Here is a 26,238-nt window from a genome sequence, read left to right as displayed (position 1 = left end):
ACCTGCGCCGAACGGCAGTTGGCCTTCGACCAGGCGGCACCCACGCCGGCAGACAGCCACGCGTTGCTTCACGGTGGGCGGGTGCTGGTCACAGATATGAACGAATAATGAAGATGGCGTCAAGTCCACGTATTGGCCAAACTCGGCAAAATCACGTCAACCAGCAGCCTCCCGCGCCCTTCCCCGCCCCACATAGAATGTCCCCATGACCACCCTGACCTACCGCGCCGCCACGCCGGCCGACATCCCCGCCCTCATTGCCCTCGTCACCTCGGCCTACCGGGGTGACGCCAGCCGCGTCGGCTGGACCACCGAAGCCGACCTGCTGGACGGTGCCCGCATCGACGCCGAGGGCATCCAGGCCGACCTGGACCGCCCGCGCTCCACCATCCTGCTGGCCGAGCGCGGGGACCAGCTGGTGGCCTGCGCCCACGTCGCCGATGTCGACGGCAAGGGCTACTTCGGCATGTTCTCGGTCGACCCGGCCCAGCAGGGTGGCGGCGTTGGCAAGCAGCTGATGGACGCTGCCGAAGCGCACGCCGCACGCGAATGGAACGTGCCGGTGATGCAGATGACGGTGATCGACGTGCGCGACGAGCTGATCGCCTTCTACGAGCGTCGCGGCTACAGCCGCACCGGCATCAAGAAGCCGTTCCCGTATGGCGACGAGCGTTTCGGCATTCCCAAGCGCGACGACCTGCGCTTCGAGATCCTGGAAAAGCAGCTGGCCGGAGCCGCAGCGTGAGCGAGGCCTGGACCTTTGTCTGTGCCGGCGCCGAGCTGTTGCCGGGTGAAATGAAGAGTGTGTTCGACGAGGTGACCGGCACGCCGATCGTGGTGTTCAACCTCGACGGCGAGCTGTACGCCCTGGAAGACCAGTGCACGCATGAAGAGTTCGAGCTGTCCTCGGGCGAGTTCAACACCACCGAGGGCAGTGTGGAGTGCGTACTGCACGGCGCGCGCTTCGACGTGCGTGACGGGCGCGCCCTGTGCGCCCCGGCCTACAGCCCGGTGCCCAAGTTCCCGGTGAAGCGGGAACATGACGCGGTCTGGACGCGCGACGACCGGGATTGAGTCTGCGCTCCGCCCGGAGAGATCATCCACGGAGCGCCCCGCCAGAGAGCATTCACACCCCATGGGGTGGATGTATCGGAAGGCCATGAGGGCCTTCCCAGGCCGTTCCGGGGCCGACCCAGCGGCCCGCGACGCCCGTACATGCGAATCATTATCGTTGATGTTATTCTACGTAACATCTTCGTAACGACTCCGCTCCCGCGCCATGGCTTCGCCCGCGCCCACCGCCACGCTATGCCAGCTTGCCCGTCAAGGGTGGCCGCTGCTCGTGGCCGCGCTGCTGACGCTGCTGCTGGGCTGGTCGGCATTGCACGAAGGGCGCGGCAACGGCCCTGCTGCCTACGGCTGGCAGGCACACGCTGAAGATCTGCAGCAGGTCATGCCGATGCCGGCCCCGCCGGCGGACGAGTGCCCGCACCATGCCGCGCCAGCACCGGAGCCGCCGCTGGATGGCGAGGGCACCACGCCCTGTACCGGACTGGCTCCCCCGCGCGCCGTCCTGGTCGCGCATGTTCCGCTATGGCGCTCCAACGCCCTGCGCTGGCAGCTGCACGATCCCGCACTGCGGTTGAACCCCGGCCACGCACCGCCCGCACCGCACGCCAGCTGAGGCGCCCTGCGGCTTTTGCCGTGCGCCTGTTTACGTTTCCTGCCAGCCGAGCGTCGGCTCGGCTCTACAGATACCGCCTTCTACATGCCGTCGCGCTGCCTGCGCTTCGGCCCGCGCCCTTTTCTGATCCAAGCCACCGCCACCCAGACCATGACCCACATCACGTCCCGCAAGCACGCCCCGCGCGTTTCCCTGCTCGCTACCGCCACCCTGGCCGCCGGCTTCGCACCGCTGGCCGCACAGGCCGCCGACAGCGCCGATGCCAGCTCCCGCAACGCCACCGACCTGGACAAGGTGCAGGTGCGCGGCAGCTGGTTCAATCCGTCCTCGCCGAAGTTCACCGCCGAGCTGCTGGACACCCCGAAGTCGGTGTCGATCGTGTCGGAAAAGCTGATCGCCGAAACCGGTGCGACCAACCTGCAGGATGCGCTGCGCATGGTCCCGGGTATCACCTTCGGTGCCGGCGAAGGCGGCAACCCGACCGGTGACCGCCCCTTCATCCGTGGCTTCGATTCGCAGAGCAACGTCTTCGTCGACGGCCTGCGCGACGTCGGCTCGCAGACCCGCGAGATCTTCGACCTGGAGCAGGTGGAAGTGGTCAAGGGACCGAGTTCGGCCTACGGCGGCCGTGACTCCGGTGGTGGCAGCCTGAACCTGGTGAGCAAGACGCCGAAGCTGAAGAACGAGACCAGCGCCAGCATGGGCATCGGTACCGACAGCTACGCACGCGGCACCGTGGACGCCAACTACGTGCTGGGCGACGGCATCGCCGCCCGCCTGAACCTGATGAAGCACGCGTCGGACATCGCCGGTCGTGATGCGGCCAATGTCAGCCGTTGGGGCATCGCGCCGTCGATCGCGTTCGGCCTGAACGGCCCGGCGCAGCTGATCGCCAGCCACTACCACATGCAGAGCGATGACCTGCCGGACGCGGGTGGTTTCCCGTACAACAACCCGTTCACCAGCGGCCCGAACGTGGCCAAGAACGGCGACGGCCGCCCGATGGTGCCGGACCGCAACAACTACTACGGCCTGGTCGACCGTGATTTCCAGCGTACCCGCGCCGATATCAGCACCCTGGACGCCAGCTACGATTTCGGCGGCCACAAGCTGCGCAACATCGCGCGCCTGGGCAACACCAGCAACGACTACCTGTGGACCCAGCCGGACGACAGCAAGGGCAACCCCAACCTGTACGGCACCTTGTGGCGTCGCACCAACACCCGTGCGGTCGACGTCAAGAGCTTCGCCGACCAGCTGGGCCTGACCGGTGCGTTCCAGACCGGCGCGCTCAAGCACAGCTACAGCGCGGGCCTGGAGTACAGCGACGAGAAGATGACCCGTGGCAGCTACCTGATGTCGCCGGGCACCGCCAATCCCCTTGAAAACAGCGCCAACAGCACTCGCTGCCAGGTGTCCGGCGCGGCCACCGGCTACAACTGCACCGACTTCAACAATCCGAACCCGAACGATCCGTGGGCGGCCGGTCAGATCGTCTATCGCAGCGACAAGGCGCTGGACGTCGAGCAGCGCACCAGGACCACCTCGGCCTACGTGTTCGACACCATCGAGCTCAATGAGCAGTGGATGATCAACCTCGGCCTGCGCTACGACGACTTCCGTACCACCCTGACCACGCCGGTGGCCGGCAAGGCACCGACCCGCGTGCGCAACAGCAACGACTTCCTGAACTACCAGGCCGGCGTCGTGTTCAAGCCGGCCACCAACGGCAGCATCTACCTGTCCTGGGGCACCTCCTCGACCCCGCCGGGCATGGACGGTGGTGACGGTTCGGACGGCCTGAGCGCGGCCGTTGCCGACCTCAAGCCGCAGGACACGAAGAACCTCGAACTGGGCACCAAGTGGGACCTGCTGGACAACCGCCTGAACCTGACTGCTGCGATCTTCCACACCGTGATGAACAACGCGCGCGTGACCGTCGACAACGGCACCAGCCAGAACGCCGGCAAGAAAGAGATCAACGGTTTCGAGCTGGGCTTCAACGGCCAGCTGACCGATGCCTGGAGCCTGTACGGCGGCTACACCTACCTGGACTCGGAACTGAAGGACAACGGCTTTGTCTGTGGCGCACCGGTGGGCCGCACCTGCCCGTCCAACGTCTACGTGCCGTCGCCGAACAACGGCAACGTGTTCCCGAACACCGCCAAGCACAGCGCCAACCTGTGGACCACCTACCGCTTCCCGATCGGCCTGACCATCGGCGCTGGCGCGTTCTACTCGGACAAGCAGTACGGTGATGTGGCCAACACCAAGTGGATTGCCAGCTACACCCGCTTCGACGCGATGGCCAGCTACGCGATCCAGGACAACATCAGCCTGCAGCTCAACGTGCAGAACCTGACCGACAAGACCTACTTCACCAAGGCCTATGCCTCGCACTACGCGAGCATCGCCCCGGGTCGCTCGGCCACCCTGGCACTGAACGTGAAGTTCTGATGTAACTTCGCTCCACCACGGCGGCAGGCTCTCCTGCCGCCGTTTTTGTTTCCGGCGATACTCACCCCATGGCGACCCTTACCCCCATCGACAGCGACGCCCTGGCCGAACTGCTGCAGCACGACCCGGCAGCCGCGTTCGCACGCGTGCGCGACGCTGCGCAGGCCGGCCAGGTCGACGCACAACTGCTGCTCGCGCAGATGCACATGGAAGGCAAAGGCACCGCGCAGGACGCCTCGGCCGCGCTACTCTGGTACGAAACCGCCGCCAACAACGGCGCGCCGATGGCGATGAACATGCTTGGCCGCTGCCATGAGCTGGGCCAAGGCACCACGGCCAATCCGGCACTGGCCGCAGTGTGGTACCGCCGCGCGGCCGACACCGGGCTGGACTGGGGCCTGTACAACCTGGCCAACCTGCTGGCCACCGGCCGCGGCGTGCCGCTGGACCGCGCGCAGGCGCTGGTGCTGTACACGCGCGCCGCGCACCTGGGCCACGCCAAATCGATGAACCTGCTGGCCCGCCACCTCGAAGACGGACTGGAGATCGAGCGCGATCCGCAGGCGGCGCTGGACTGGTACCAGCGCGCGGCCGAGGCCGGTGATTTCCGCGGCCAGGCCAACTACGCCTCGATCCTGCTGCAGGCCGGCCAGGTCGAGCAGGCCGTGCACTGGCTGCGGCTTGCACTGGCCCACGGCAGCCCGGCGTTCATGGCGCACCTCGTGCCGGAACTGGCCGCATCGCCGCATCCACAGGTGCGCGCCCTGGTCGCACCGCCGTCCCTCTGAGGAGTCCCGCATGCTGCTGCACATCCCCGACATTCTCAGCGCCGACCAAGTGGCCGACTTCCGCCGCCGGCTGGATGCCGCCGACTGGACCGATGGCCGCGAGACCGTCGGCCATCTGGGCGCACAGGCCAAGCACAACCAGCAGCTGCCCGAGGCCTCACCGCTGCGCCGCGAACTGGGCGAGATCATCCTCGTCGCACTGGCCCGGCACCCGCTGTTCTTCAGCGCCGCGCTGCCACTGAAGTACCTGCCACCGCGCTTCAATCGCTACAGCGGCGGCGGCACCTATGGTTTCCACGTCGACGGCGCGGTGATGAACCTGGCCAACGGCGAACAGCTGCGTTCGGACATCTCCTGCACCCTGTTCCTCTCGGCGCCGGACGAGTACGAGGGCGGCGAACTGATCATCAGCGACACCTACGGCGAGCATGAAGTGAAGCTGCCGGCGGGCGACCTGATCGTGTATCCGTCCAGCAGCCTGCACCAGGTGCGGCCGGTGACCCGAGGTGCGCGCGTGGCCTCGTTCTTCTGGGTGCAGAGCATGGTCCGCGACGATGTGCAGCGCCGCCTGCTGTGGGAAATGGACGGTTCGATCGAGCGCCTGCGGCAGACCGGCGGCGACGCCGAAGCGGTGCTGCAGCTGACCGGCGTGTACCACAACCTGCTGCGGCGCTGGAGCGAAGTCTGAGCCCCATCCGACCAGTCTGCGACATTTTGGCAATCATTCTCATTTGCAACAGCTAACAGCTCTCATTACAATCACGCCCCGTTGATGCCGGCCACTGCCGGCAGACCCTTGGGGACCCCTGCTTGCTGCGCCCGCTTCGCCCTCGCCCACTCATCCATCGCAAGATGGGCACCGCCATGCGCGGCCAGCGTCCTGCGCTGGCCAGCCTGCTGGCGTGGGTGGCGATGCTGGTACTGCTGATGGGTACTCTGCCGCTGCTCCCCCAGGCCCACGCCGGCAACGCCGCGCAGGCAGTGCAGCCGCCGCTGGAAGAGCGCGGTGGCGAAGCCCCCCTGCTGGAAGAGGCACCGGCCAAGCTGCGCCGCTGTGCTGCCGCCCCGGTGAAATCAGCCGAGAAGGCACGCCCGCCGTTGCTGCTGGCCAGCCAATGGCTGCGCACCGAGCTTGAACTCGTACCCGCTACGCCGGCCATGCCCGGCGTGCGCCCGGACTGGCCGCTGGCCGCTCCGGACACGCCCTGGGCCGACGCGCCCGGACGCCGCCAGCAACGCGGCCAGGCGCCGCCGCTCGCCTGATTCACGGCCCCGCGTGACCACCTGCACGGTCGCGTCAGCGCGCCGCTGCCTGCTTCATCCCTGCCGCCCCTGACCGGGCCTCCCCGTGCATGCCGACCGTTCGCGCCTGGCATCGCACCACCCTGCATCCTTCGAGGTTACTGCCATGGCCCAGCGCCATCGTGTCCGTTCGTCCCTGTCCCGTACCCTGCTGACCAGCGCCGTGCTGGTGGCCATGACCGCCCCTGCCTTCGCCCACGGTGACGCTTCCGGCACGCCACAGACGCTGGACAAGGTGGTGGTCACCGCCTCCGGCTTCGAGCAGAAGGTGGTCGATGCACCGGCCAGCATCAGCGTGGTCAGCCGCGAGGAACTCAGCAAGCGCCCCTACACCAACCTGGTCGACGCGCTGCGCGACGTCGAAGGCATCGACGTCGGCCTGGAGGCCACCGACAAGAACGGCCGCGCCACCATCTCCATGCGCGGCCTGCCGTCCGAATACACCCTGGTGCTGATCGACGGCCGCCGCCAGAGCAATGTCGGCCAGCTGTACCCGAACAACTTCGGTGGCGGCCAGTTCGCCTACCTGCCGCCGCTGGACGCGATCGAACGCATCGAAGTGGTGCGCGGCCCGATGTCCACGCTGTACGGCTCGGACGCGATGGGCGGCGTGATCAACATCATCACCCGACGCAACCAGGACCGCTGGCACGGCGCCGTGACCCAGGGCTTCACCGTGCAGCAGGATGACCAGTTCGGTGATGCGCGCACCACCGACCTTTACTTGAGCGGCCCGCTGCTGAAGGACCGCCTCAGCCTGGCGGTGCGCGGCAGCTACTACGACGCCAAGGCCTCCAACCCGGAGTGGGATGCACTGACCCTGCCCGACGGCAGCCTGTGGGAGCGCAGCATCGGCTTCGGCGGCGGTGGCAAGTCGGTGGCCAACACCAACTGGAATACTGGCGTGCGCCTGGACTTCCGGGTCAACGATGACCACGAACTGTGGCTGGAATACGACGTGTCGCGGCAGAAGTACGACAACAGCGAAGGCCAGACCGGCACGCTGGACAGCCTGGCCAGCCTGTGGCGCGTCGGCAATGCGGTCATCCCCAACCCGAACGGCAGCGGCACCGTCACCCGCCGCGTGGTGCAGCCGCGCGTGGGCTACACCGCCTACCAGCGCTATGAGCGTGACCAGGTATCGCTGACCCACCAGGGCCGCTACAGCTTCGGCACCTGGCAGACCTCACTGACCCACAGCAAGAGCAGCAACCTGGGTCGTTCGCTGCCGCTGACCCTGGACGAGCGCGCCAACCTGCAGACGCTGTGGAATGACGTCTGCCGTCGTACCGGTGCCGCCAACAACTGCGCGGCCGGCCGTGGCAATGCGCTGACTGCGCTCAATCCCAGCGAGATGGCGCGCCTGCAGGCGTTCCTGCCGCGTCCGCTGCGCACCATGGAACTGGAAGGCTACGTGCTTGACACGATGCTCGACCTGGACTTCGGCGCGCACACGCTGACCGTTGGCGGCCAGTACAACGACACCGACATGATCGATGGCGTGTTCGGCATGGATGGCGCCGGCTACCGCAGCAACACCAAGCAGAAGCACCGCATGTGGGCGCTGTTCGCCGAGGACAACTGGGCGCTGACCGATACCCTCACCGCTACCTTCGGCCTGCGCTACGACGACCACAACGTGTTCGGCAGCCATGTCAGCCCGCGCGGCTACCTTGTGTGGAACGCCAGCGACGCGTGGACCTTCAAGGGCGGCGTCAGCACCGGCTACAAGACCCCGCGTCCGGACCAGCTGTTCCCGGGCATCACCGGCTTCGGTGGCCAGGGCGTGCTGCCGCTGGTGGGTTCGCCGAACCTGAAGCCTGAAACCAGCACCAACTACGAGTTGGCCGCCTACTACGAGGGCCAGCGCTGGGGCTTCAACGTGACCGGCTTCTTCAACAAATTCGAGGACAAGATCGCCAGCGGCGGCACCTTCCCCAACTGCGAAGTGGCGCCGGCCGGCAGCGGTTACTGCGTGGACATCGGTCCGGGTTGGGCCGCGCTGGGCTACAGCACCTTCACCCAGAGCGTGAACATCGACAAGGCTGAAACGCGGGGTGCCGAACTGGCCGCCCACGTCGACCTGCTCGACACCCTGCAGCTGCGCGGCAACTACACCTGGACCAGGAGCGAGCAGACCAGTGGCGCACAGAAGGGGCTGCCGATCAGCGGCACCATGCCGGCAAAACACATGGCCAACGCCAGCCTCAACTGGCAGATCAACGAAGCGCTCAGCCTGTCGCTGATCGGCGAGGGCCGCTACGACCGCTACCGCGACACGCTGCTGGACGCCAACGGCGCCAGCCACACCCGCTACTACGAGGACTACACCATCTTCCATCTCGGTGGCAGCTGGAAGGCCACGCCCTGGCTGACGGTGAACGCACGGGTCAACAACCTGCTCGACAAGGATTTCGTCTCGCAGTCGTGCCTGTTGATCAGCCAGAGCGAATTCAACTGCGTGGACGACTACGCGACCAAGGACCAGCGCCGCAGCTACTGGATTTCGTTGAACGCGAAGTTCTGACCGCCACGCACCGGTAGTGCCGGCCGCTGGCCGGCAATCGCCCTCCAGGGATACAGAACGACACGCAATTGCGAGCTATTCTCATCAATGATGTAATGGGCAGTCCCCGTCCGCCTCGAACCGTGCCGTGAGCCGTCCTGCCACTTCCACCGTGCAGCAGCAACAGAACCGTGGCTTCTGGCTGCGGACGCTGCACCAGTGGCACTGGATCAGCTCGGCGGTGTGCCTGATCGGCATGCTGCTGTTCGCGGTGACCGGCCTGACCCTCAACCATGCAGCGAAGATCGAGGCCAAGCCCGAGGTGCAGAACCAGCATCTGGAGCTGCCGGCCGAACTGCTGGGCCAACTGGGCACGCGCGAGGACGGCAACGCACCGATTCCGCGCCCGGCCCGGCAATGGCTGGACACGCAGCTGGGCATCGCCATTGGTGGACGCCCGGCCGAGTGGTCGACCGAGGAGATCTACCTGTCGCTGCCGCGCCCCGGTGGCGACGCCTGGCTGAGCATCGACCGCGAGACCGGCGCGGTGGAATACGAATCGACCTCGCGCGGCGCGGTGTCCTACCTCAACGACCTGCACAAGGGCCGTAACGCGGGCCCGGCGTGGGGCTGGTTCCTGGACCTGTTCGCCGTGGCCTGCCTGGTGTTCTGCATCACCGGCCTGTTCCTGCTGCACCTGCATGCGCGGCAGCGGCGCATGACCTGGCCGCTGGTCGGCCTCGGTCTGATGATCCCGCTGCTGATCGCCCTGCTGCTGATCCACTGACTTTCCTTCGTTTCCGGAGCCGCCCCATGCGCGTCACCCTGACCATCGCCCTCAGCGGCCTGCTGGCCACCTCGCCGGCCTATGCCACCACCCTCGACATCAACGTCGAAGTGCCCAAGCTCAACGTGGCCGAGTACCACCGCCCGTACGTGGCAGTGTGGCTGGAAGGCGCCGACCAGAAGGTCGCGGCCAATCTGTCGGTCTGGTACCAGCAGACCAGCAACAGCGAAGGCCACGGCACCAAGTGGCTGCCCGACCTGCGCCAGTGGTGGCGCAAGAGCGGCCGCACCCTGCAGGTGCCGGTGGACGGCGTGACCGGCCCGACCCGCCCGGCCGGCAAGCACGCGCTGTCGTTCAACGACAAGCAGCCGGCACTGAAGCAGCTGGCCCCCGGCAACTACACCCTGGTGGTCGAGGCGGTGCGCGAAGTCGGCGGCCGTGAACTGCTGAAGATCCCCTTTACCTGGCCGGCCACCGCCGCGCAGAACGGCAAGGCGCAGGGCGCCACCGAACTGGGCCAGGTCACCCTGTCCGTCAAACCCTGAGAGGGGACGGAGGGGATCAAGTCGTAGCCCCCTCTTCCTTGCCGCATCACCCGCATCCACTGGAGTCCTCCGCATGAAGCGCACGCTCGTCCTCGCCGCCGCCCTGGCCGCTGCCCTTCCCTTCTCCGCCCTGGCCCACAAGGCCTGGCTGCTGCCCTCGCAGACCGTGATCGCCGGCAACGCGCCGTGGATCACTGTCGACGGTGCGGTCTCCAACGACCTGTTCTATTTCAACCACGTGCCGCTGCGCCTGGAATCGCTGGTGATCACCGCGCCGGACGGCAGCACCGTGCAGCCGCAGAACGCCTCCACCGGCAAGTACCGCAGCGTGTTCGACATCGAACTGAAGCAGCCCGGCACCTACCGCATCGCGTCGGTCAATGACGGCCTGTTCGCCACCTACGAGCAGAACGGCGAGCGCAAGCGCTGGCGTGGCAGCGTTGCCACTTTCGGTGAACTGCCGAAGGATGCGAAGAAGCTGGAAGTGAGCCAGTCGGTCGGCCGCGTGGAGACCTTCGTCACCAACGGTGCGCCGAACGACACCGCGCTGAAGCCGACCAACCGCGGCATCGAGCTGGTCGCCGTCGGCCACCCGAATGACCTGTTCGCCGGCGAGGAAGCCACCTTCCGCGTGCTGGTCGATGGCAAGCCGGCCGCCGGCCTGGAATTCGAGATCGTGCGTGGTGCCACCCGCTACCGCAACGCACAGGACGAACTGAAGTTGACCAGCGATGCCAAGGGCGAGATCAAGGTGACCTGGCCGGAAGCCGGCATGTACTGGCTGGAGACCGGCACCGAGGACAACAAGACCTCGGTGAAGCAGGCCGCCAAGCGCCGCCTCAGCTACGTGGCCACGCTGGAAGTGCTGCCGCAGTAATGTGGACCGCGATGCCGGGCAGCCCCGGCATCGCATCTGCAGCACACCACCATGACCGATCCCCTGCTCGACATCGCCCGCCTCGGTGGCACTACCATGGGCACCACCTGGAGCGTGTCGCTGGTCGCGCCGCACCAGCGCGACCTGCACCCGCTGCATGCCGGCATCCAGGCGCGGCTGGATGCGGTGGTCGCGCAGATGAGCACCTGGGAGCCCGGCTCGGACCTGAGTCGCTACAACCGCGCCGACGCGGGCCAATGGTGCGTGCTGCCGGCTGAAACCCGCCAGGTGCTGGCCTGCGCACAGGCCATCGCCGCCGCCAGCGATGGTGCATTCGATCCCACCGTCGGCCCGTTGGTGGCACTGTGGGGTTTCGGTGCACATGCCGGCGAACGCCGCCAACCCGACGCCGCCACCGTGCAGGCCACGCGCGAGCGCTGCGGTTGGCAGCGCCTGCAATGGCGCAGCGATGCGCTGCTGCAACCGGGCGGACTGGAACTGGATCTCTCTGCGATCGCCAAGGGGTTCGGCGTCGATCACGTGGCCGCCTGGCTGCGCGATCAGGGTATCGCTGCTGCACTGATCGAGGTCGGTGGCGAACTGGCCGGCTACGGCCGAAAACCGGACGGCCACCCCTGGCGCGTACTGGTGGAATCCGCACCGGAAGAAGACGCGCACACCGAAACACCACCGCGGGTGCTGGCGCTGGAGGACAAGGCGGTGGCCACCTCCGGTGATCGCTGGCACCAGTACCAGGCCGATGGCCAGGCCTTCAGCCATAGTCTCGACCCGCGCACCGGCATGCCGGTACGCCAGGTCGCCGCAGCGGTCACCGTGGTCGCCGACGATGCCATGCACGCCGATGCCTGGGCTACCGCACTGACCGTGCTCGGCCACGAACAGGGCATGGCGCTGGCCGAACGCGAAGGCTTGGCTGCACGCTACCTGCAGCGTGCAGCAGACGGCCCGCGGGAATTTCTCAGCAGCGCCTTCCAGCGCCTGCTCGACGAGCAGGACGCATGAGCGCACGTCCATCGCGCGCGTGGCTTGGCAACGCACTGGTCCTGCTCCTGCTGGCGCTGATCGCCTGGGCGCTGCTGCGACTGCATCTCGGCGAAGCCTGGTGGCAGGGCGCGCCGCCGGCACGGCAAACGCAGATCGCGATCATCGCCACCGCACTGTATGCGCTGGCCTGCGCCGCACTGCGGTGGCGTGGGCGACCGCGCGACGATGCTGCCTCTGGCGACGTCGCACCGATCCTGATGGTCTGGTCCAGCCAGACCGGTTTTGCCCGCGAACTGGCCGAACGCAGTGCCGAGGCATTGCGCGGTGCCGGCGTGCCGGTGCGTGTGCGCGGCCTGCATGAGGTCGACGCCACACTGCTGGCCGTCAGCCAGCGTGCATTGTTCATCGCCAGCACCACTGGCGAAGGCGACCCACCCGATCATGCGCTGCCGTTCCTGCGCGGCGTGATGACCTCACCGCCTGCGCTGCAGCACCTGCAGTACGGCGTGCTCGCACTGGGCGACCGCAGTTACGGCCACTTCTGCGGATTCGGCCACCAGCTCGACCAATGGCTGCGCCAGCACGGTGCGCATCCGCTGTTCGATGCGATCGAGGTCGACAACGCCGATCCGGCCGCGCTGCGCCATTGGCAGCAATTGCTGGGCCAGCTCAGCGGCGACGCCAGCGAACTGCCCGACTGGAGCCCGGCCGAATACCAGCCGTGGACGCTGCTGCAACGTGAGCATCTGAACCCGGGCAGCCCCGGCGGCGCGGTGTATTGGCTGCGCCTGCAGCCCCCGGCCGATGCAGATGCGCAGTGGCAGGCCGGTGACATCGCCGAAATCGGCCCGCAGCATGCACCGCACACCGTGCGTGCCTGGCTGGACGCACAAGGCTTTGATGCGGACATCGCGCTTGATGACGGGCAGACGTTGCTGGCACGCGTTGCGCGCTCACACCTGCCCTCATTGGTTGCTCCGGGTGATCTGCCCGCATTGCTGGCGACCCTGCAACCGCTCCCGCATCGCGAGTACTCGATCGCCTCGGTGATGGCCGACGGTGCGGTCGAGCTGCTGCTGCGCCGACAGCTGCGCGCGGACGGCACGCCTGGCATCGGCAGCGGCTGGCTGTGCGACCACGCGGCCATCGGCGAACCGGTGCAGCTGCGCCTGCGCCGCAACGACAATTTCCATGGCGTGCCCGCCGATGTACCGCTGCTGCTGATCGGCAACGGCACCGGCATCGCCGGCCTGCGCGCGCATCTGCTCGAACGTATCCGCAGTGGCGCACGACGGACCTGGCTGCTGTTCGGTGAGCGCACCGCCGCGCACGACTTCCACTTCGGTGAAGAACTGCAGGCAATGCTGGCCGACGGCTCACTGGCGCGGTTGGATGCCGTGTTCAGCCGCGACGGCGGCGCGCATCGCTACGTGCAGGACCGGTTGCTGGCCGAAGCGGCAACACTGCGGCGGTGGGTGGATGAGGGCGCCACGATCCTGGTCTGCGGCAGCCTGCAGGGCATGGCCCCGGCGGTGGATGCGGTGATCGAGCAGGTGCTGGGGACTGCGGACAAGGAAGCGCTGCTGCTGGCCGGTCGTTACCGGCGCGATGTGTATTGAGGTCGCCGCATCCACGCATGGCGTGGATAGCGCCCACCGGCGCCGAGGCATCATCCCGCCGCCGCACTGACCCGGATCACCAACAACTCGCCCCCGCCCTGCAAAGCGTGCCGCTGCCGTTCACCCGCTGACAACCACGCGGTATCGCCGGCCTGCAGCTGCGGCAGGCCACTGTCGGCACCGAACGCCGCCTGACCGGCCAACAGATGCAACGCCCAGGCCACGCCCGGTTCGCAGAAGAAGAACATCGCGCCCACCAGCGGCCGATGCAGCAGTTCCGCCTGCAGCAGATCGCGTTTCCACATCAGGTTGAAATCGTGGGTGGTGCCATCCACCAGTTCGCCGTGCAGCCTTTCCTCTCCCGCAAAGCGCACGCGCCCGTGCGGCGGCAGCACCTGGGCCACACGGCCATCCTCGAAGCGAAGACGCACGCCATTGCCCTGCAGCAGTACCAGTTCGCGCTCCACGCCGGGGAAGGCGGAGAACGCGGCGTCCTGTTCGATTTCGGCCACGGACAGGCGCAGCGCCCAGTCATCCCCCTGCGCGGGCAGGCGCAGGATCTCGCGGGTCCAGCCCAGGCCGTTGCGCCAACGTTCGCGGCGGTAGTCCAGGCTGGAGATCAACTGGCTCGGAGTGTGCAGCAGGGAGTCGATGTTCATCGGCGCATTGCATCATGCCGCGCGCCGTCGTGCATCACCGCGTGGCGAGCGTGCCCTGGCCACCGCACCCGCCGGCCAGCAGCTGCGAGTGCTTCAGCCAATCCTGGTCGGGGTAGTAAGCAAACACCATCGTGCCGCCGCGCAATGCGTCGATGAGAGGCTTGGCCACCGACAGGCGCACCGCCGGGCAACCCAGGCTGCGACCCAAGCGCCCCTGCAGCTGAGCGGTGGCCGGGTTCACATACGGTGCGCCGTGGATGACGATCGCGCGATCGCGCGCGCGGTCATTGAAGCCCGGTTCCAGCCCGGCCAGGCGCAGCGAATAGCCGTTGCCGCCCATGTAGGTTTCCTGCGCGGTGAACGCGCCGAGGCTGGACATGAAACTGCCATCGCGGTTGGAGAAGTGCTCGGTGCGGTTCTCGCCGCTGTTGCGGCCATGTGCCACCCATTCCTCGAACAGCAGGCGCTGGTGGGCCAGGTCGAACACCCACAGGCGCGGCTCGGTGGACGGGCGCGAGTAATCGATCACGCTGAGCCGATCACCGTTGATGCCCAGCTCCGGCCGCTGCAGCGCGCAGCGCATGGCGCGCGCCGCCAGCTGCAACACGTGGCGGTCGGCCTTGGGCGCACTGCGCGACAGCAGGGCAGCCAGATCATCGGCAGAGGTGGCGAGGGCGGGCGTCTGTGCCAGCGCCGGGGCGCTGGCCGAGGTCGCCAGCAGGCCGAACGCGGCCAGCCGGCACAGGCGGGATGCAGTCATGGGCACAACGAGGGGTCTCAGTTGCCCTTGAGGGTGGACCCTGGCGGCTCGGATTCCAAGACCGGCTGCATTCCGGATTCAGCCGGGCTTGGGCGGACCGCCGGCAGCGAGGTCACCAGCAGGGTCGTGCCCGGCACCAGCACCTGGTACAGCTGGCGGGCGAAATCGGCCGGCAGCGCCATCGGCAGCGAGGGCGTGGCCAGCAGGTCCGGCGTGGCCTGGGCGCGGTCCTGGCCCAGCAACGGGTAGGCCGTCCACTGGTGCAGGCGCTGGTTCACGTCCAGCGGGCTGGGGGTGTCGCTGTAACCCTGCCCCATCACGAACAGCGTGGTCCCCTGGAAGGCCGGCAGCGCGTCCGCCTTCAACGGCGACTCGCCGATCATCACCCCATCGCGCAGCACGTACAGGCGCTGGTCGTGCAGGCTGACCAGGATGCCGACCTGCCCGGCCGGGGCTGCGCTGTCGTTCCACCACGCCTGCGCCGGCGCTCCGCCCTCTGCCTCCGGCAGGGCCTGCCCACGCGCATTCACGGGTGCCAGTACCGACGGATAGGCCAGGGTCATCGGCGAGCTCTTGGCATCGGCCACGACCACGGTATCGCCACGCTGGGTTTCGCTGAACAGCTTCTGCGCGAAGGCCTGCGGCAGGCGCACGCAGCCGTGCGAGGCGGGATGCCCGGGCAGGCTGCCGCCATGCAGAGCGATACCGTCCCAGGTCAGCCGCTGCATGTACGGCATCGGCGCGCTGTTGTAGAGGTTGGACCTGTGGTCCTTGTCCTTCTGCAGGATGGTGAACACGCCGGTCGGCGTCTCGTGCCCGGCCTTGCCCGAGCTGATCGTGGTCAGGCCGATGGCAATACCGTTGCGGTAGACATAGGCGCGCTGCTCATCGAGGCTGACCACCAGCACGATCGGGCCGGTCGGCGAGATTTCCGGATGCCACAGGTATTCGCCCGGCTTGAGGTCGGTCGGTCCGCGTACCTCGGCGGTGGCCGCAGCGGCAGCTGCAGGCTTGGCGGCCGGCGTAGGCGCAGCGGCGTGGGCCTGCAGTGGCAGGGTCAGTGCCAAGGCGAGCATCAGGGTGGTGGGGCGGTGCACAAGCATCCAGCGGGGTCCTTTCCATGCGGAGCGGCCACCGTACACCATCGGCCCGTGGTGGCCGCGGCAAAACCAGGCGCCGGAAATGAAACTGCCCGGCGACACAGCCATGTGTCGTACCGGGCAATCGTTACGTCCTTGTCGGCCTGCTGCCGCCCCCTCGCATCCTGCGCTGTGGGGGTAGCGTTGCATCCTGCACGCGGCCGCGTCTGTCCTGTTTGTATCTCAGCCCCTTCCACAGGTCTGTGATGCCACCATCCTGGTGAGTGGTGCCGCGTCCTGCGGCGGTCGGTGGTCACGGGCGTCCTGTCCGTGACCGGTGAACCAGCGTCCTGCCGGTTCCGACGATTCCTGCTGTCAGCGCCTCGGTACGGTTCGCACCGGTACCGATCCAGGTACCGGATCCGCCGGCAACAACCTGTTGCCTACGGTGATCCGCTGTCGATTCCGTTCGACGATGGCTTTCCCTATCCCCTTCACCTGCGCCAAGTCCTCGACGCGATGAAACGGGCCGTGTCTGCGCCGGTGCTCGACGATCGCCTCGGCCTTGGCGGCTCCGACCATCGTCAATCCCTGCTGCAGCGCCTGGGCATCGGCGCGGTTGATGTCGATCGGTTCGGCGGCATGCGCCCCAGCGATCCACACGACCAGCACCAGTGCCCTCAACACGACACTCCAAGGCACGACGTGTATCTCCTTGTGATTCTGGACGTCCCGACCGGCAATCCCGTCGGTAGGAACAGTGTCCGTCACCACATGCACACAGCCTATCGGTTTCCTGGATTTCTAAAAGCCAGCCAAATACCCGACGTGATGTAGGAAAAACCCTACCCGTGGCACAGGCGTAGAATGGCGGGATCAGCCCATGCAACCGGAGTTTCAGATGGACAGCGCCAAGCTCGGCCAATTCGTCAATGACAAGTGGGACAGTGAAATCGTCCCGCAGTTGGTCGACTACATCCGCATTCCCAACAAGTCGCCGATGTTCGACGCCAATTGGGTGCAGAACGGCTACATGGAACAGGCGGTCACGCTGATGGAGAACTGGGCCAAGGCCCAGCAGCTGCCCGGCCTGAAGGTTGAAGTGGTGCGCCTGGAAGGCCGCACCCCGCTGATCTTCCTGGAAATTCCGGCCTCCGGCCCGGAAACCGGCGACGACACCATCCTGCTGTACGGCCATCTGGACAAGCAGCCGGAAATGACCGGCTGGGACGACGATCTCGGCCCGTGGACCCCGGTCCTGCGCGGCGACAAACTGTATGGCCGCGGCGGTGCGGATGACGGCTACGCCATCTTCGGCTCGCTGGCCGCGGTGCTGGCGCTGCAGGCCCAGGGCCTGCCGCACGCCCGCTGCGTGGTGCTGATCGAAGCCTGTGAAGAATCGGGCAGCTACGACCTGCCGGCCTACGTCGACCACCTGGCCGACCGCATCGGCAAGCCGTCGCTGGTGGTCTGCCTGGATTCGGGCTGCGCCAACTACGACCAGCTGTGGTGCACCACCTCGCTGCGCGGCCTGACCGGCGGCAACTTCACCGTGAAGGTGCTCAACGAAGGCGTGCATTCCGGCGATGCCTCCGGCGTGGTGCCGTCCAGCTTCCGCCTGCTGCGCCAGCTGCTGTCGCGCATCGAGGACCAGGACACCGGCCGCATCCTGATCGACGGCATGAACGTGGAAATCCCGGCCGAACGCCTGGAACAGGCCAAGCGCGCGGCCGAAGTGGTGGATACCGAGATCTTCGAGAAGTTCCCGATGGTCGACGGCCTGCGCCCCATGAACGAGGACCTGACCGAGCTGGTGCTCAATCGCACCTGGCGCCCGGCGCTGTCGGTCACCGGCGTCGGTGGCATGCCGCCGCTGGAATCGGCCGGCAACGTGCTGCGTCCGCAGACCTCGGTGAAGCTCTCGCTGCGCCTGCCGCCGACTGCCGATGGCAAGACCTGCGGCGAACTGTTGAAGGAAGCACTGCTGCGCGACCCGCCGAACGGCGCGCAGGTCACCCTGGACCTGGAAAAGGCCTCCACCGGCTGGAACGCACCGGCCATGGCGCCGTGGCTGACCCAGGCCATTGACGACGCCAGCCAGGCTTTCTTCGGCAAGCCGGCGATGTACATGGGCGAAGGCGGCTCGATCCCGTTCATGGGCATGCTGGGCGAGAAGTTCCCGGGCGCGCAGTTCATGATCACCGGCGTGCTCGGCCCGCATTCCAATGCACATGGCCCCAACGAGTTCCTGCACATCCCGATGGGCAAGAAGGTCACCGCCTGCGTGTCCAAGGTGATCAGCGAGCACTATGCCGCCAGCCTGCGCGGCGAGACCAGCGGTTCGCCGGTGGCTGCCGACAGCGGCACCCGCCACGGCGACCACGGCTGCTGCTGATTACGGCACACCGTGACGGACGCAGCCTGGCCTTGCTAGGCTGCGTCCACCCAAAGCGGAACACATGCACATGAATGGTCTGTTCGGCAGCAGCAGCTGGCTGTACATCCTGCTGGTCGGCTTCGTCGTCGGCCTACTCGGGCGCTTCTTCATGCCCGGCAACAACCGCATGGGCTGCCTGCTGACCATCGTGCTGGGCATCATTGGCGCGCTGGTGGCCGGTTGGTTCGGCCAGTACATGGGCTGGTACGCTCCCGGCGAACCGGCCGGTTTCCTCGGTGCGGTAGTGGGCGCGGTGGCCGTGCTGGCCGTCCTGCGCCTGTTCAGCGGCCGCCGCTGACCCCGTCCCTCCTTCCCCCTGCTCCCGACGTTGGCGCGCCCGGCGCGCCCGGATATGCCCGCATGACCGAACCCGCCTCCGATCCCCAGCGCAGCGCGCAGCGCCTGCAGTGGGCCCGTACCCAGCTCGATGACGCCAACGCGGTAGTCGAACGCGCTTCGGTGGATGCCGGCATGCGCAGCTACTGGCGTACCACCAGCACGCGCGGCAGCCACATCGTGATGGACGCTCCGCCGGGGCTGGAAGATCCGCGGCCGTGGCTGCGCATGCGCGGCCTGCTGCACGACAACGGCCTGCGCGTGCCTGCATTGCTGGCGCAGGACCTGGAAGCCGGCTTCCTGCTGCTGGAAGATCTCGGCGGCCCGACCCTGGCCAGGATCCTCGACGAGCGCAACGCCGATGAATGGTTCGGCCGTTCGATCGAACAGCTGCTGCGCCTGCAGGCGATCCCGGTACCGGCCGACTTCGGCCAGTTCGGCGAAGCGCTGCTGCAGCGCGATGCCGGCCTGTTCGACGAATGGTTCCTGCAACGCCACCTGCAGCTGGAACTGGACTGCGGCGAGATCGAAGGGCTGCAGCTGGTACACCGCCGGTTGATGGACAACGCATTGGGCCAGGCCCAGCTGATGACCCACCGCGACTACATGCCGCGCAACCTGATGCCGGTCGACGACGGCCCCGCGGTGCTGGATTTCCAGGACCTGGTGCGTGGCCCGATCGCCTACGATGCGGTGAGCCTGTTCAAGGACGCCTTCCTGAGCTGGCCGCTGCAGCGCGTGGACGAGTGGCTGGCGCAGTACCACGAGCGCGCACGCGACGCCGGCCTGCCGGTACCCGACCGCGCCACCTTCCTGCGCGATGCCGACTGGATGGGTATCCAGCGCCACGTGAAGATCCTTGGCCTGTTCTGCCGCCTGCGCTACCGCGACAACAAGGGCCATTACCTGGACGACGCGCCGCGCTTCATCGGCTACCTGGATGAAGTACTGCCGCGCTACCGCGAGCTGGCACCGCTGCAGCAGCTGCTGGACGAGCGCATCAAGCCGGCGCTGGCCGAGCTGGGTGCACCGATGCGCGTGGCCCGATGAAGGCGCTGGTCTTTGCCGCCGGCCTCGGCGAGCGCATGCGCCCGCTGACCCTGCACACGCCCAAGCCGCTGCTGGAAGTGGCTGGCAAGCCGCTGATCGTCTGGCACCTGGAACGCCTGGCCGCACTCGGCGTGCGCGAGGTGGTGGTCAACACCGCGTGGCTGGCCGAGCAGTTCCCTGCAACGCTGGGCGATGGCAGCCAATGGGGCCTGCGCCTGCATTTCCTTTACGAAGGGCAGACCCCGCTGGAAACCGGCGGCGGCATCCTCAACGCATTGCCGGTGCTGGGCGATGCCCCGTTCCTGGTGGTGAACGGCGATATCTGGACCGATTTCGATTTCGCCACGCTGCCGCGCGAGCCGCAGGGCCAGGCACACCTGGTGCTGGTCGACAATCCGGCGCAACACCCCGACGGTGACTACCGACTCGATGCGCAGGGCCTGCTGCACCACGACCGCGCAGGGCCGTGCCTGACCTATGCCGGCATCGGCGTGTATCGCCCCTCCATCGTGGCCGACTGGCGCGCGGTGATCGGCGATGCGCCGGGCAGCGAGCGGCTGCCGCCGAAGTTCTCGGTGGTGCCGCTGCAGAAGCATTTCATGGCGCGGGGGTTGATGACCGGGCAGCACCATCGCGGGCGCTGGACCGATGTCGGGACCGTGGATCGGCTGCGCGCGCTGGATGCTGAGTTGGCGGCGAACGGCTGAGCCCCTCGTGGCTGGACTCATTGAAAGCAGAAGCCGTGCTTGGCCGGTCGGGGTGGGCTGCGCAGGGGACGCTGCAAGTACGTCCATGTAAGCTCGGTCGCCGCATCCATGCGGCTCACGCCCCTGCGCAGCCCACGCCGACCGGCCTCTGACAGTTTCCGTGCGCGTCCAGCCACGGAAAAGAAAAAGAAAATCAAAAGCGGATCGCTTCGCTGCGCTCGCTCTGGTGACGGCCAACGGTCGTCACCCACCAACAGCAGTCAGTAGTCAGGAGTGCAGTGCGCAGTCCCGGCAGATCGCGGGAACCTGTCGAAGGCGGGGTGGGTCCGGTTGCGGGGGCGTGAGCGCCATGGATGGCGCGATCGAGGCTACATGGACGTACTTGCGCCGTCCCCCGCAACCTGAGCCACCCCGCCTCCCCTCAGGAAGCCAGCCTTTGAAGTTGACGTTGACGTTGCTTCGGCTTCGGCGGGTGCAGGGCGCAGCCCTGCAAACAAACCCCACCCTCAGTAACGAGGCCGGCCTTCTTCCAGCACCTGGCGCAGGAACGGCACGGTGATCCGCCGCTTCGCCGCCAGCGATTCGCGGTCCAGCCAGTCCAGCAGCGTGATCAACCCACCCAGCTCGCGCCCGGTGTGCGACAGCAGCCACTCGATGGCCGCTTCGTCGATGGCCAGGCCGCGTCGCAGCGCGCGCTCGCGCAGCACCGCAGCACGACCTTCCTCATCCAGCGGCTGCAGCAGCACGCGCACGCACTGGCCCAGCCGCGAACGCAGGTCCGGCAGCACCAGGCCCAGCTCGCCCGGTGCCTTCTGCGCGGTGTAGAGCACGGTCACGCCTGCTGCACGCGCGCGGTTGTGGAAATCAAACAGCGCGATCTCGTCCTCGCGGTTGCCGGCAACCTCGTCCAGCCCGTCCAGCGCCACCAGTTCACGTGCGTCCAGCCCGTCGAGCGCTGCACGAACGCGGCCGGCGGCGCTGGCCAGTGGCACGTACGTCGGCAGGCGCCCGGCCTGCTCGGCGCTGGAGCACGTCGCCAGCGCCTGGTGGGTCTTGCCGGTGCCCGCCGCGCCTTCCAGGTAGACCCAATCGTGGCTGGCGCCGACCGCGATCGCACGCAGCTGCGCCAGCGCGCCATCCGGCGCGCCGATGAAGGTCTCCAGGCGCTGGTCCCGCGGGTAATGCAGGGCCAGCGGCAGTTGCGGCACGCCCATCACTTCAGGTCGGGGCCCTTGTCGGTCGGAACGATGATATGGGGGGCGTCGACCACGCCATCAAGCACGATCGCCGGCTTCTCGCCCACGTACAGCTCGCTCTGGCGGTAACGCTGGTGGGCATAGCGCAGCAGCACGTTCGTCACCGCCGCCACCGGCAGCGCCAGCAGCATGCCGAGGAAGCCGAACAGCTGGCCGCCGGCCATCACCGCGAAGATCACCGCCACCGGATGCAGGCCGATCTTGTCGCCGACAATGCGCGGGGTCAGTACGTAGCTCTCCAGCAGCTGGCCCACGGTGAACACCACGCCGACCAGGATCAGCAGCTTCAGGTCGAAGCCCTGTGCCTGCACCAGCGCGGCAATCACCGCCATCAGCACGCCGGTGGTCGCGCCCAGGTAGGGGATGAAGCTGATCAGGCCGGCAATCAGGCCAATCAGCAGGCCCAGCTTGAGGCCTACCAGCGACAGGCCGCCGGCGTAGATCACGCCCAACGCCAGCATCACCAGGAACTGGCCGCGGATGAACGCCCCCAGCACCTCGTTGGACTCACGCGCCAGCGCAGTGATGGTGCCGATGTGGTTGCGCGGAATCACCGAGGCCACCCGCTCGACCAGCTTGTCCCAGTCGCGCAGGAAGTAGAACGCCAGGATCGGCAGCAGCAGGATGTTGACCACCCAGGTCACCATCGCAAAACCCGAACGCGAGACGTAGCCCATGAACGTGGTGGCGACGCCGCCGGCCTGCTGCCAGTGGCTGCGCACCCACTCGATCAGGCGGTCCGGATCCAGCCACTGCATCACTTCCAGGCCGGTCTTCTGCTCGAACCAGGGAATCCCCTTTTCCATCAGCCACGCCTGCGCCTGCGGCGCGACCGCGATCAGGGTGGTGATCTGGCGCTCGATCATCGGCACCAGCACCAGCAGCAGCGCCACGATCACCAGCACCATCGCCGCGAACACCAGCACCACGCCGGTCATGCGCGAGCGGCCGGTGGCCTCGATGCGGTCCACCAGCGGGTCGCCCAGCCAGGCCAGCGCCAGCGCCAGCACGAACGGGGTCAGGATCGGGGCCAGCAGCCACACCACCCAGCCGACCAGGCCGGCGAACAGGATGTACTTCAGCCGGCGCAGGAACTGCGCGATTTCCGCTTCCGGGGTCAGGGTCATCGCAGGCGGTACTCATTGCTGACCGGTGCTGCGACCGGGGCACCGGTGGTGTCGTCGATCGGCGTCGGCAGGGCCGGCAGCGGCGCGCTCGGCACCAGTACACCGTTGTCGCCCAGCATGCGGTTGAAGCCGGCCAGGCCGGTGGTCATCTCCAGGCTCAGCTCCAGCTGGCCGGCCGAAGCATGCAGCGGGGTGACGTTGCGCACCACCGGCACCTCGCGCAGGCCGGCGGCAAGGCGCAGGTAGTCGTCGGCACTGTTGATGCCGGTGACCACCACGCGGTAGGTTCCGGCCTGGCCGACGGCGGCGCCGGCCTTCGCATAGCGCCTGACCAGCGCATCGGCGGCGCCATCGGCGCCGGCCGCCATCGCCCGCATGGCGTTGGCGTCCTTGCTGGTCCACTTGTTCAGCTCACGGCCGTTGTCGACGAACACCCAGTCCGCCTGCCAGCCGCCGTTGGCGCGGTAGAGCTTGCCGATCAGCTGCATCGGCGGTGAGTAGCGCGAGGAGGCGCGGGCCACGGCGGCACTGTCCTGGCGCCAGATGGCACCGGCCAGCGCCTGCTCGGCGGCACCACCGCTGGGCAGGCCGAGCTTGTAGCCGCGCTCGATGGCGCGGTTCAGCAGTGGGCGGGCGGCATTGGCCTGCTGCACGCTGACCAGGCGCGGGCCGCTGCCGTCATCCACGGCCAGCCACACCACCGGCTTCGGTCGCGGCTGCGGCCACAGCGGCAGGCCCAGCGCCGAGACCAGCGAATCGACGTCGTCCTCGCGAAAACGGGCCACCAGCAGGGTCCGGAAGCTCGGCGCGCCGCTGGCACCTACGCTCTGGTCCTGCTTGTAGTCGTAGCTGGCCACGTAGTCCTTGGCATTGCGCAGTGCCTGCACCACACCCGGGCGCGACATCACGTTGCGATCACCGGACAGCTTGCCCAGTACCACGCTCAGGGCGCGGGCCAGGGCGCCGTTGCGATCGGCTTCGGCTTGGCTGTTGACGGGCACTTCGGCCTCGTACGCGCCACTGGCGGTGGCGACATCACCCTCGGTGCGAAGGCCGCTCTGGGCCATCGTGGCCACCGGCAGGCTCAGCGCAAGGAGCAGGGTCAGAATCAGGCTGCGGCGCATCAGGACATCCATTGGCTCGACGTATCCGGGGGAATTGTTGCCCGAATACGGCCTTTGCGCCAATGCGGCCTGTTAAAATCGCCCGTTCAACCCCTGCCAGCGCCGACGCCCGTGACCAACACCCCGTCTTCCGCCCCCTCCCCCCTTACCTATCGTGACGCGGGTGTCGACATCGACGCCGGCAACGAGCTGGTCGAGCGGATCAAGCCCCTGGTCAAGCGCAGCTTCCGGCCGGAAGTGATGGGCGGCCTGGGCGGCTTCGGCGCCCTGTTCGACCTGTCCAACAAGTACCGCGAGCCGGTGCTGGTGTCGGGTACCGACGGCGTGGGCACCAAGCTGAAGCTGGCGCACCAGCTGAACCGCCACGATACGATCGGCATCGACCTGGTCGCCATGTGCGTGAACGACGTGCTGGTACAGGGTGCCGAGCCGCTGTTCTTCCTGGACTACTTCGCGACCGGCAAGCTGGACATCGACACCGCCGCGGCGGTCGTGGGCGGCATCGCCAACGGCTGCACCGAGGCCGGCTGCGCGCTGATCGGTGGTGAAACCGCTGAAATGCCCGACATGTATGCCCCGGGCGAATACGACCTGGCCGGCTTCACGGTGGCCGCGGTCGAGAAGAGCGAGCTGAAGGACGGCGCCAGCGTGGCTGCCGGCGACGTGCTGATCGGCATCGCCTCGTCCGGCCCGCACTCCAACGGCTACTCGCTGGTGCGCCGCATCTACGACCGTGCCGGCCGCCCGGCCGAGCTGGAGCTGGAAGGCGGCGTGAAGCTGGTCGATGCGCTGATGGCGCCGACCCGCCTGTACGTCAAGCCGATCCTGGCGCTGCTGAAGTCACACGGCGAGGCCATTCACGGCATGGCCCACATCACCGGTGGCGGGCTGACCGAGAACATCATCCGCGTGGTGCCCGACGGCCTCGGCCTGGACATCCAGGCCTCGTCCTGGACCCTGCCGCCGGTATTCCAGTGGCTGCAGAAGGAAGGCGCCGTTGCCGACAGCGAGATGTGGCGCACCTTCAACTGCGGCATCGGCTTCGTGCTGATCGTCGCGCCGGACCAGGAGGCTGCCGTGTCCGAGGCGGTCAGGGCGCAGGGCCTGGAGCACTGGACCATCGGCCAGGTGGTCACCGCCGAAGGCGCCGAGCGCGTCCACATCGGCTGAGCCCGGCAACCAGGAGCCCGCATGGACGCAACGCCCCCCCTGGCACCCACCCCGGTACCACCGCCGTTGGCGGCGGTGCCGGTCTTCAGCAGGCAGGACGCTGACCACCTGCGCGCGCTGTCCATCGCCCACTATGTGTTCGGTGGCCTGATTGCGCTGCTCTCGCTGTTTTTCATTCTGTACATCGTGCTCGGCATCAGTGCGCTGAGCGGCCATCTGCCGATGAACTCCGGGGGCCAGCCCTCGTCGCCGGCCGAACAGCGCCTGTTCGGCTGGGTGTTCACGGTCCTGGGGACCGTGTTCGTCGCCGGCGGCCTGGGCATGGCCGCATTCGTCATCCATGCCGGCCGCTGCGTGGCCCGGCGGCGTCGTTACCTGCTGTGCCTGATCGTGGCCGGCCTGCTCTGCCTGTTCGCGCCGCTGGGCACCGTTCTAGGGGTTTTCACCCTGGTCACACTGCTGCGCCCGCAGGTGAAGGCCGCCTTCGATGCAGCTGGCACGGCTGCATGACGATGCCGGGCGCGCCTCCGCCATTGCCACAGCAGACCCTGGCGCAGCTGCAGTTGGCCAGCCACCTGCAGACGCTGAAGGTGCTGTTCTACGCGCTGGCAGGTTTCCACTGGCTGGCCGCGTTGGCCTTCCTCGGTTTCATCGGCCTGGTCGCCAGTTCCCGGGGGGTGGACGAAGGCACGGCGCTGGCCACGGTCTACGGGGTCATTTCGTTGTTGGCGGCGGCGCTTGGCTTCTTACAGCTGCACACCGCGCGCCTGCTGTCGCGCCGCACCGGGCTGGCCTGGTGCCAGCGCGCGGCATGGCTGGCAGTGCTTGCCGGCCCGTTGGGCATGGCGCTGACGGCCTATGCCCGGGTGTTCCTGTCCAAGCCTGACATGGCCGCATTGTTCGACCGCGGCGACCACCTCAGTGCCTGAGCCCGCAGGCAACCCATCGCTCCCTCCTGACCGA

27 protein-coding genes are annotated in these 26,238 nt (G+C 67.7%); 20 read left to right on the top strand and 7 right to left on the bottom strand.

What is annotated here, in order from left to right; all coding sequences use genetic code 11:
* The first annotated feature begins 205 nt into the window (after window positions 1-205).
* The 13 genes from AC5P8C_RS18620 (at window position 206) to AC5P8C_RS18560 (ending at window position 13,570) form a co-directional block, all read left to right on the top strand.
* Window positions 206-745 carry a GNAT family N-acetyltransferase gene (locus AC5P8C_RS18620; RefSeq protein WP_495219218.1) on the top strand — a complete coding sequence of 180 codons (540 nt, stop codon included), beginning with the start codon at window positions 206-208 and terminating at the stop codon, window positions 743-745.
* Window positions 742-1,074: a non-heme iron oxygenase ferredoxin subunit gene (locus AC5P8C_RS18615; protein ID WP_043398428.1), complete on the top strand. Its 333-nt coding sequence runs from the start codon at window positions 742-744 to the stop codon at window positions 1,072-1,074. Before AC5P8C_RS18620 ends, AC5P8C_RS18615 begins: the two co-directional genes overlap by 4 nt.
* 205 nt (window positions 1,075-1,279) lie before the next feature.
* Window positions 1,280-1,684, top strand: a complete 405-nt coding sequence (locus tag AC5P8C_RS18610; RefSeq protein ID WP_495219217.1) for a hypothetical protein — start codon at window positions 1,280-1,282, stop codon at window positions 1,682-1,684.
* Between the two features lie 150 nt (window positions 1,685-1,834).
* Entirely contained in the window at window positions 1,835-4,141 is a 2,307-nt protein-coding gene (locus tag AC5P8C_RS18605) for a TonB-dependent receptor (protein WP_495219215.1), read from the top strand.
* Between the two features lie 68 nt (window positions 4,142-4,209).
* The gene (locus AC5P8C_RS18600; protein WP_241876932.1) at window positions 4,210-4,929 is read left to right on the top strand and encodes a tetratricopeptide repeat protein; all 720 of its coding nucleotides are present in this window, start codon (window positions 4,210-4,212) and stop codon (window positions 4,927-4,929) included.
* A gap of 10 nt (window positions 4,930-4,939) precedes the next feature.
* Window positions 4,940-5,617, top strand: coding sequence for a Fe2+-dependent dioxygenase (locus AC5P8C_RS18595; protein WP_019336499.1), 678 nt, complete (start codon window positions 4,940-4,942; stop codon window positions 5,615-5,617).
* 164 nt (window positions 5,618-5,781) lie between these two features.
* Window positions 5,782-6,192: a hypothetical protein gene (locus AC5P8C_RS18590; RefSeq protein ID WP_495219213.1), complete on the top strand. Its 411-nt coding sequence runs from the start codon at window positions 5,782-5,784 to the stop codon at window positions 6,190-6,192.
* A gap of 145 nt (window positions 6,193-6,337) precedes the next feature.
* Window positions 6,338-8,758 (top strand): TonB-dependent receptor domain-containing protein, encoded by a 2,421-nt coding sequence (locus AC5P8C_RS18585; protein ID WP_495219211.1) that lies wholly within the window; start codon window positions 6,338-6,340, stop codon window positions 8,756-8,758.
* A 127-nt stretch (window positions 8,759-8,885) separates the two neighbouring features.
* The gene (locus AC5P8C_RS18580; protein WP_495219210.1) at window positions 8,886-9,524 is read left to right on the top strand and encodes a PepSY-associated TM helix domain-containing protein; all 639 of its coding nucleotides are present in this window, start codon (window positions 8,886-8,888) and stop codon (window positions 9,522-9,524) included.
* 26 nt (window positions 9,525-9,550) lie between these two features.
* Window positions 9,551-10,069 carry a DUF2271 domain-containing protein gene (locus tag AC5P8C_RS18575; RefSeq protein WP_021202573.1) on the top strand — a complete coding sequence of 173 codons (519 nt, stop codon included), beginning with the start codon at window positions 9,551-9,553 and terminating at the stop codon, window positions 10,067-10,069.
* A 73-nt stretch (window positions 10,070-10,142) separates the two neighbouring features.
* Window positions 10,143-10,946: a DUF4198 domain-containing protein gene (locus AC5P8C_RS18570; protein ID WP_019659422.1), complete on the top strand. Its 804-nt coding sequence runs from the start codon at window positions 10,143-10,145 to the stop codon at window positions 10,944-10,946.
* A gap of 51 nt (window positions 10,947-10,997) precedes the next feature.
* The gene (locus tag AC5P8C_RS18565; protein WP_495219208.1) at window positions 10,998-11,969 is read left to right on the top strand and encodes an FAD:protein FMN transferase; all 972 of its coding nucleotides are present in this window, start codon (window positions 10,998-11,000) and stop codon (window positions 11,967-11,969) included.
* Window positions 11,966-13,570, top strand: a complete 1,605-nt coding sequence (locus AC5P8C_RS18560) for a sulfite reductase subunit alpha (protein ID WP_495219206.1) — start codon at window positions 11,966-11,968, stop codon at window positions 13,568-13,570. The genes AC5P8C_RS18565 and AC5P8C_RS18560 overlap by 4 nt, the downstream gene beginning before the upstream one ends.
* Before the next feature lie 50 nt (window positions 13,571-13,620).
* Here AC5P8C_RS18560 and AC5P8C_RS18555 read toward each other — a convergent pair whose 3' ends face one another.
* The 4 genes from AC5P8C_RS18555 to AC5P8C_RS18540 all read right to left on the bottom strand — a co-directional run bounded on the left by AC5P8C_RS18555 (window position 13,621) and on the right by AC5P8C_RS18540 (window position 16,755).
* Window positions 13,621-14,229 carry a HutD/Ves family protein gene (locus tag AC5P8C_RS18555; RefSeq protein ID WP_495219205.1) on the bottom strand — a complete coding sequence of 203 codons (609 nt, stop codon included), beginning with the start codon at window positions 14,227-14,229 and terminating at the stop codon, window positions 13,621-13,623.
* Window positions 14,230-14,263: 34 nt separating this feature from the next.
* The gene (locus AC5P8C_RS18550) at window positions 14,264-14,989 is read right to left on the bottom strand and encodes a murein L,D-transpeptidase catalytic domain family protein (RefSeq protein ID WP_019659426.1); all 726 of its coding nucleotides are present in this window, start codon (window positions 14,987-14,989) and stop codon (window positions 14,264-14,266) included.
* Window positions 14,990-15,006: 17 nt separating this feature from the next.
* Window positions 15,007-16,092 carry a L,D-transpeptidase gene (locus tag AC5P8C_RS18545; protein ID WP_019659427.1) on the bottom strand — a complete coding sequence of 362 codons (1,086 nt, stop codon included), beginning with the start codon at window positions 16,090-16,092 and terminating at the stop codon, window positions 15,007-15,009.
* A 351-nt stretch (window positions 16,093-16,443) separates the two neighbouring features.
* Window positions 16,444-16,755: a ComEA family DNA-binding protein gene (locus AC5P8C_RS18540; protein WP_224329378.1), complete on the bottom strand. Its 312-nt coding sequence runs from the start codon at window positions 16,753-16,755 to the stop codon at window positions 16,444-16,446.
* Window positions 16,756-16,969: 214 nt separating this feature from the next.
* On the opposite strand from AC5P8C_RS18540, the gene AC5P8C_RS18535 reads away from it, so the two are divergent.
* The 4 genes from AC5P8C_RS18535 (at window position 16,970) to murU (ending at window position 20,598) form a co-directional block, all read left to right on the top strand.
* Window positions 16,970-18,463 carry a M20 family metallopeptidase gene (locus AC5P8C_RS18535; RefSeq protein ID WP_233653161.1) on the top strand — a complete coding sequence of 498 codons (1,494 nt, stop codon included), beginning with the start codon at window positions 16,970-16,972 and terminating at the stop codon, window positions 18,461-18,463.
* 70 nt (window positions 18,464-18,533) lie between these two features.
* Complete coding sequence (locus AC5P8C_RS18530) at window positions 18,534-18,803, top strand: GlsB/YeaQ/YmgE family stress response membrane protein (RefSeq protein ID WP_019659430.1); 270 nt, start codon at window positions 18,534-18,536, stop codon at window positions 18,801-18,803.
* A gap of 62 nt (window positions 18,804-18,865) precedes the next feature.
* The gene (locus tag AC5P8C_RS18525) at window positions 18,866-19,891 is read left to right on the top strand and encodes an aminoglycoside phosphotransferase family protein (protein WP_019659431.1); all 1,026 of its coding nucleotides are present in this window, start codon (window positions 18,866-18,868) and stop codon (window positions 19,889-19,891) included.
* Window positions 19,888-20,598 carry an N-acetylmuramate alpha-1-phosphate uridylyltransferase MurU gene (gene murU / locus AC5P8C_RS18520; RefSeq protein WP_019659432.1) on the top strand — a complete coding sequence of 237 codons (711 nt, stop codon included), beginning with the start codon at window positions 19,888-19,890 and terminating at the stop codon, window positions 20,596-20,598. The genes AC5P8C_RS18525 and murU overlap by 4 nt, the downstream gene beginning before the upstream one ends.
* 506 nt (window positions 20,599-21,104) lie before the next feature.
* On the opposite strand, the gene hda is transcribed toward murU, so the two are convergent.
* Genes hda through AC5P8C_RS18505 form a run of 3 tightly spaced genes read right to left on the bottom strand, consistent with a single transcriptional unit; the run spans window position 21,105 to window position 24,117 of the window.
* A complete protein-coding gene (gene hda, locus AC5P8C_RS18515) occupies window positions 21,105-21,812 on the bottom strand; it encodes a DnaA regulatory inactivator Hda (protein ID WP_019659433.1) in 708 nt (235 codons plus the stop codon).
* Window positions 21,812-22,981: an AI-2E family transporter gene (locus AC5P8C_RS18510; protein ID WP_111099197.1), complete on the bottom strand. Its 1,170-nt coding sequence runs from the start codon at window positions 22,979-22,981 to the stop codon at window positions 21,812-21,814. The genes hda and AC5P8C_RS18510 overlap by 1 nt, the downstream gene beginning before the upstream one ends.
* Window positions 22,978-24,117: a DUF2066 domain-containing protein gene (locus AC5P8C_RS18505; protein WP_019659435.1), complete on the bottom strand. Its 1,140-nt coding sequence runs from the start codon at window positions 24,115-24,117 to the stop codon at window positions 22,978-22,980. Before AC5P8C_RS18505 ends, AC5P8C_RS18510 begins: the two co-directional genes overlap by 4 nt.
* A gap of 99 nt (window positions 24,118-24,216) precedes the next feature.
* Between AC5P8C_RS18505 and purM the strand changes: the two genes are divergently transcribed.
* The 3 genes from purM to AC5P8C_RS18490 are packed head-to-tail and all read left to right on the top strand — an operon-like array spanning window position 24,217 to window position 26,204.
* On the top strand, window positions 24,217-25,275 hold the full coding sequence (gene purM / locus AC5P8C_RS18500; RefSeq protein ID WP_019659436.1) for a phosphoribosylformylglycinamidine cyclo-ligase: 1,059 nt from the start codon (window positions 24,217-24,219) through the stop codon (window positions 25,273-25,275).
* A 21-nt stretch (window positions 25,276-25,296) separates the two neighbouring features.
* Entirely contained in the window at window positions 25,297-25,785 is a 489-nt protein-coding gene (locus AC5P8C_RS18495; protein ID WP_019659437.1) for a hypothetical protein, read from the top strand.
* On the top strand, window positions 25,782-26,204 hold the full coding sequence (locus AC5P8C_RS18490) for a hypothetical protein (protein ID WP_495219204.1): 423 nt from the start codon (window positions 25,782-25,784) through the stop codon (window positions 26,202-26,204). Before AC5P8C_RS18495 ends, AC5P8C_RS18490 begins: the two co-directional genes overlap by 4 nt.
* Window positions 26,205-26,238 lie beyond the last annotated feature (34 nt).

The organism is Stenotrophomonas sp. YJH_SMC_46, from assembly GCF_059370315.1.
This window is presented reverse-complemented; position numbering and strand designations above follow the sequence as displayed.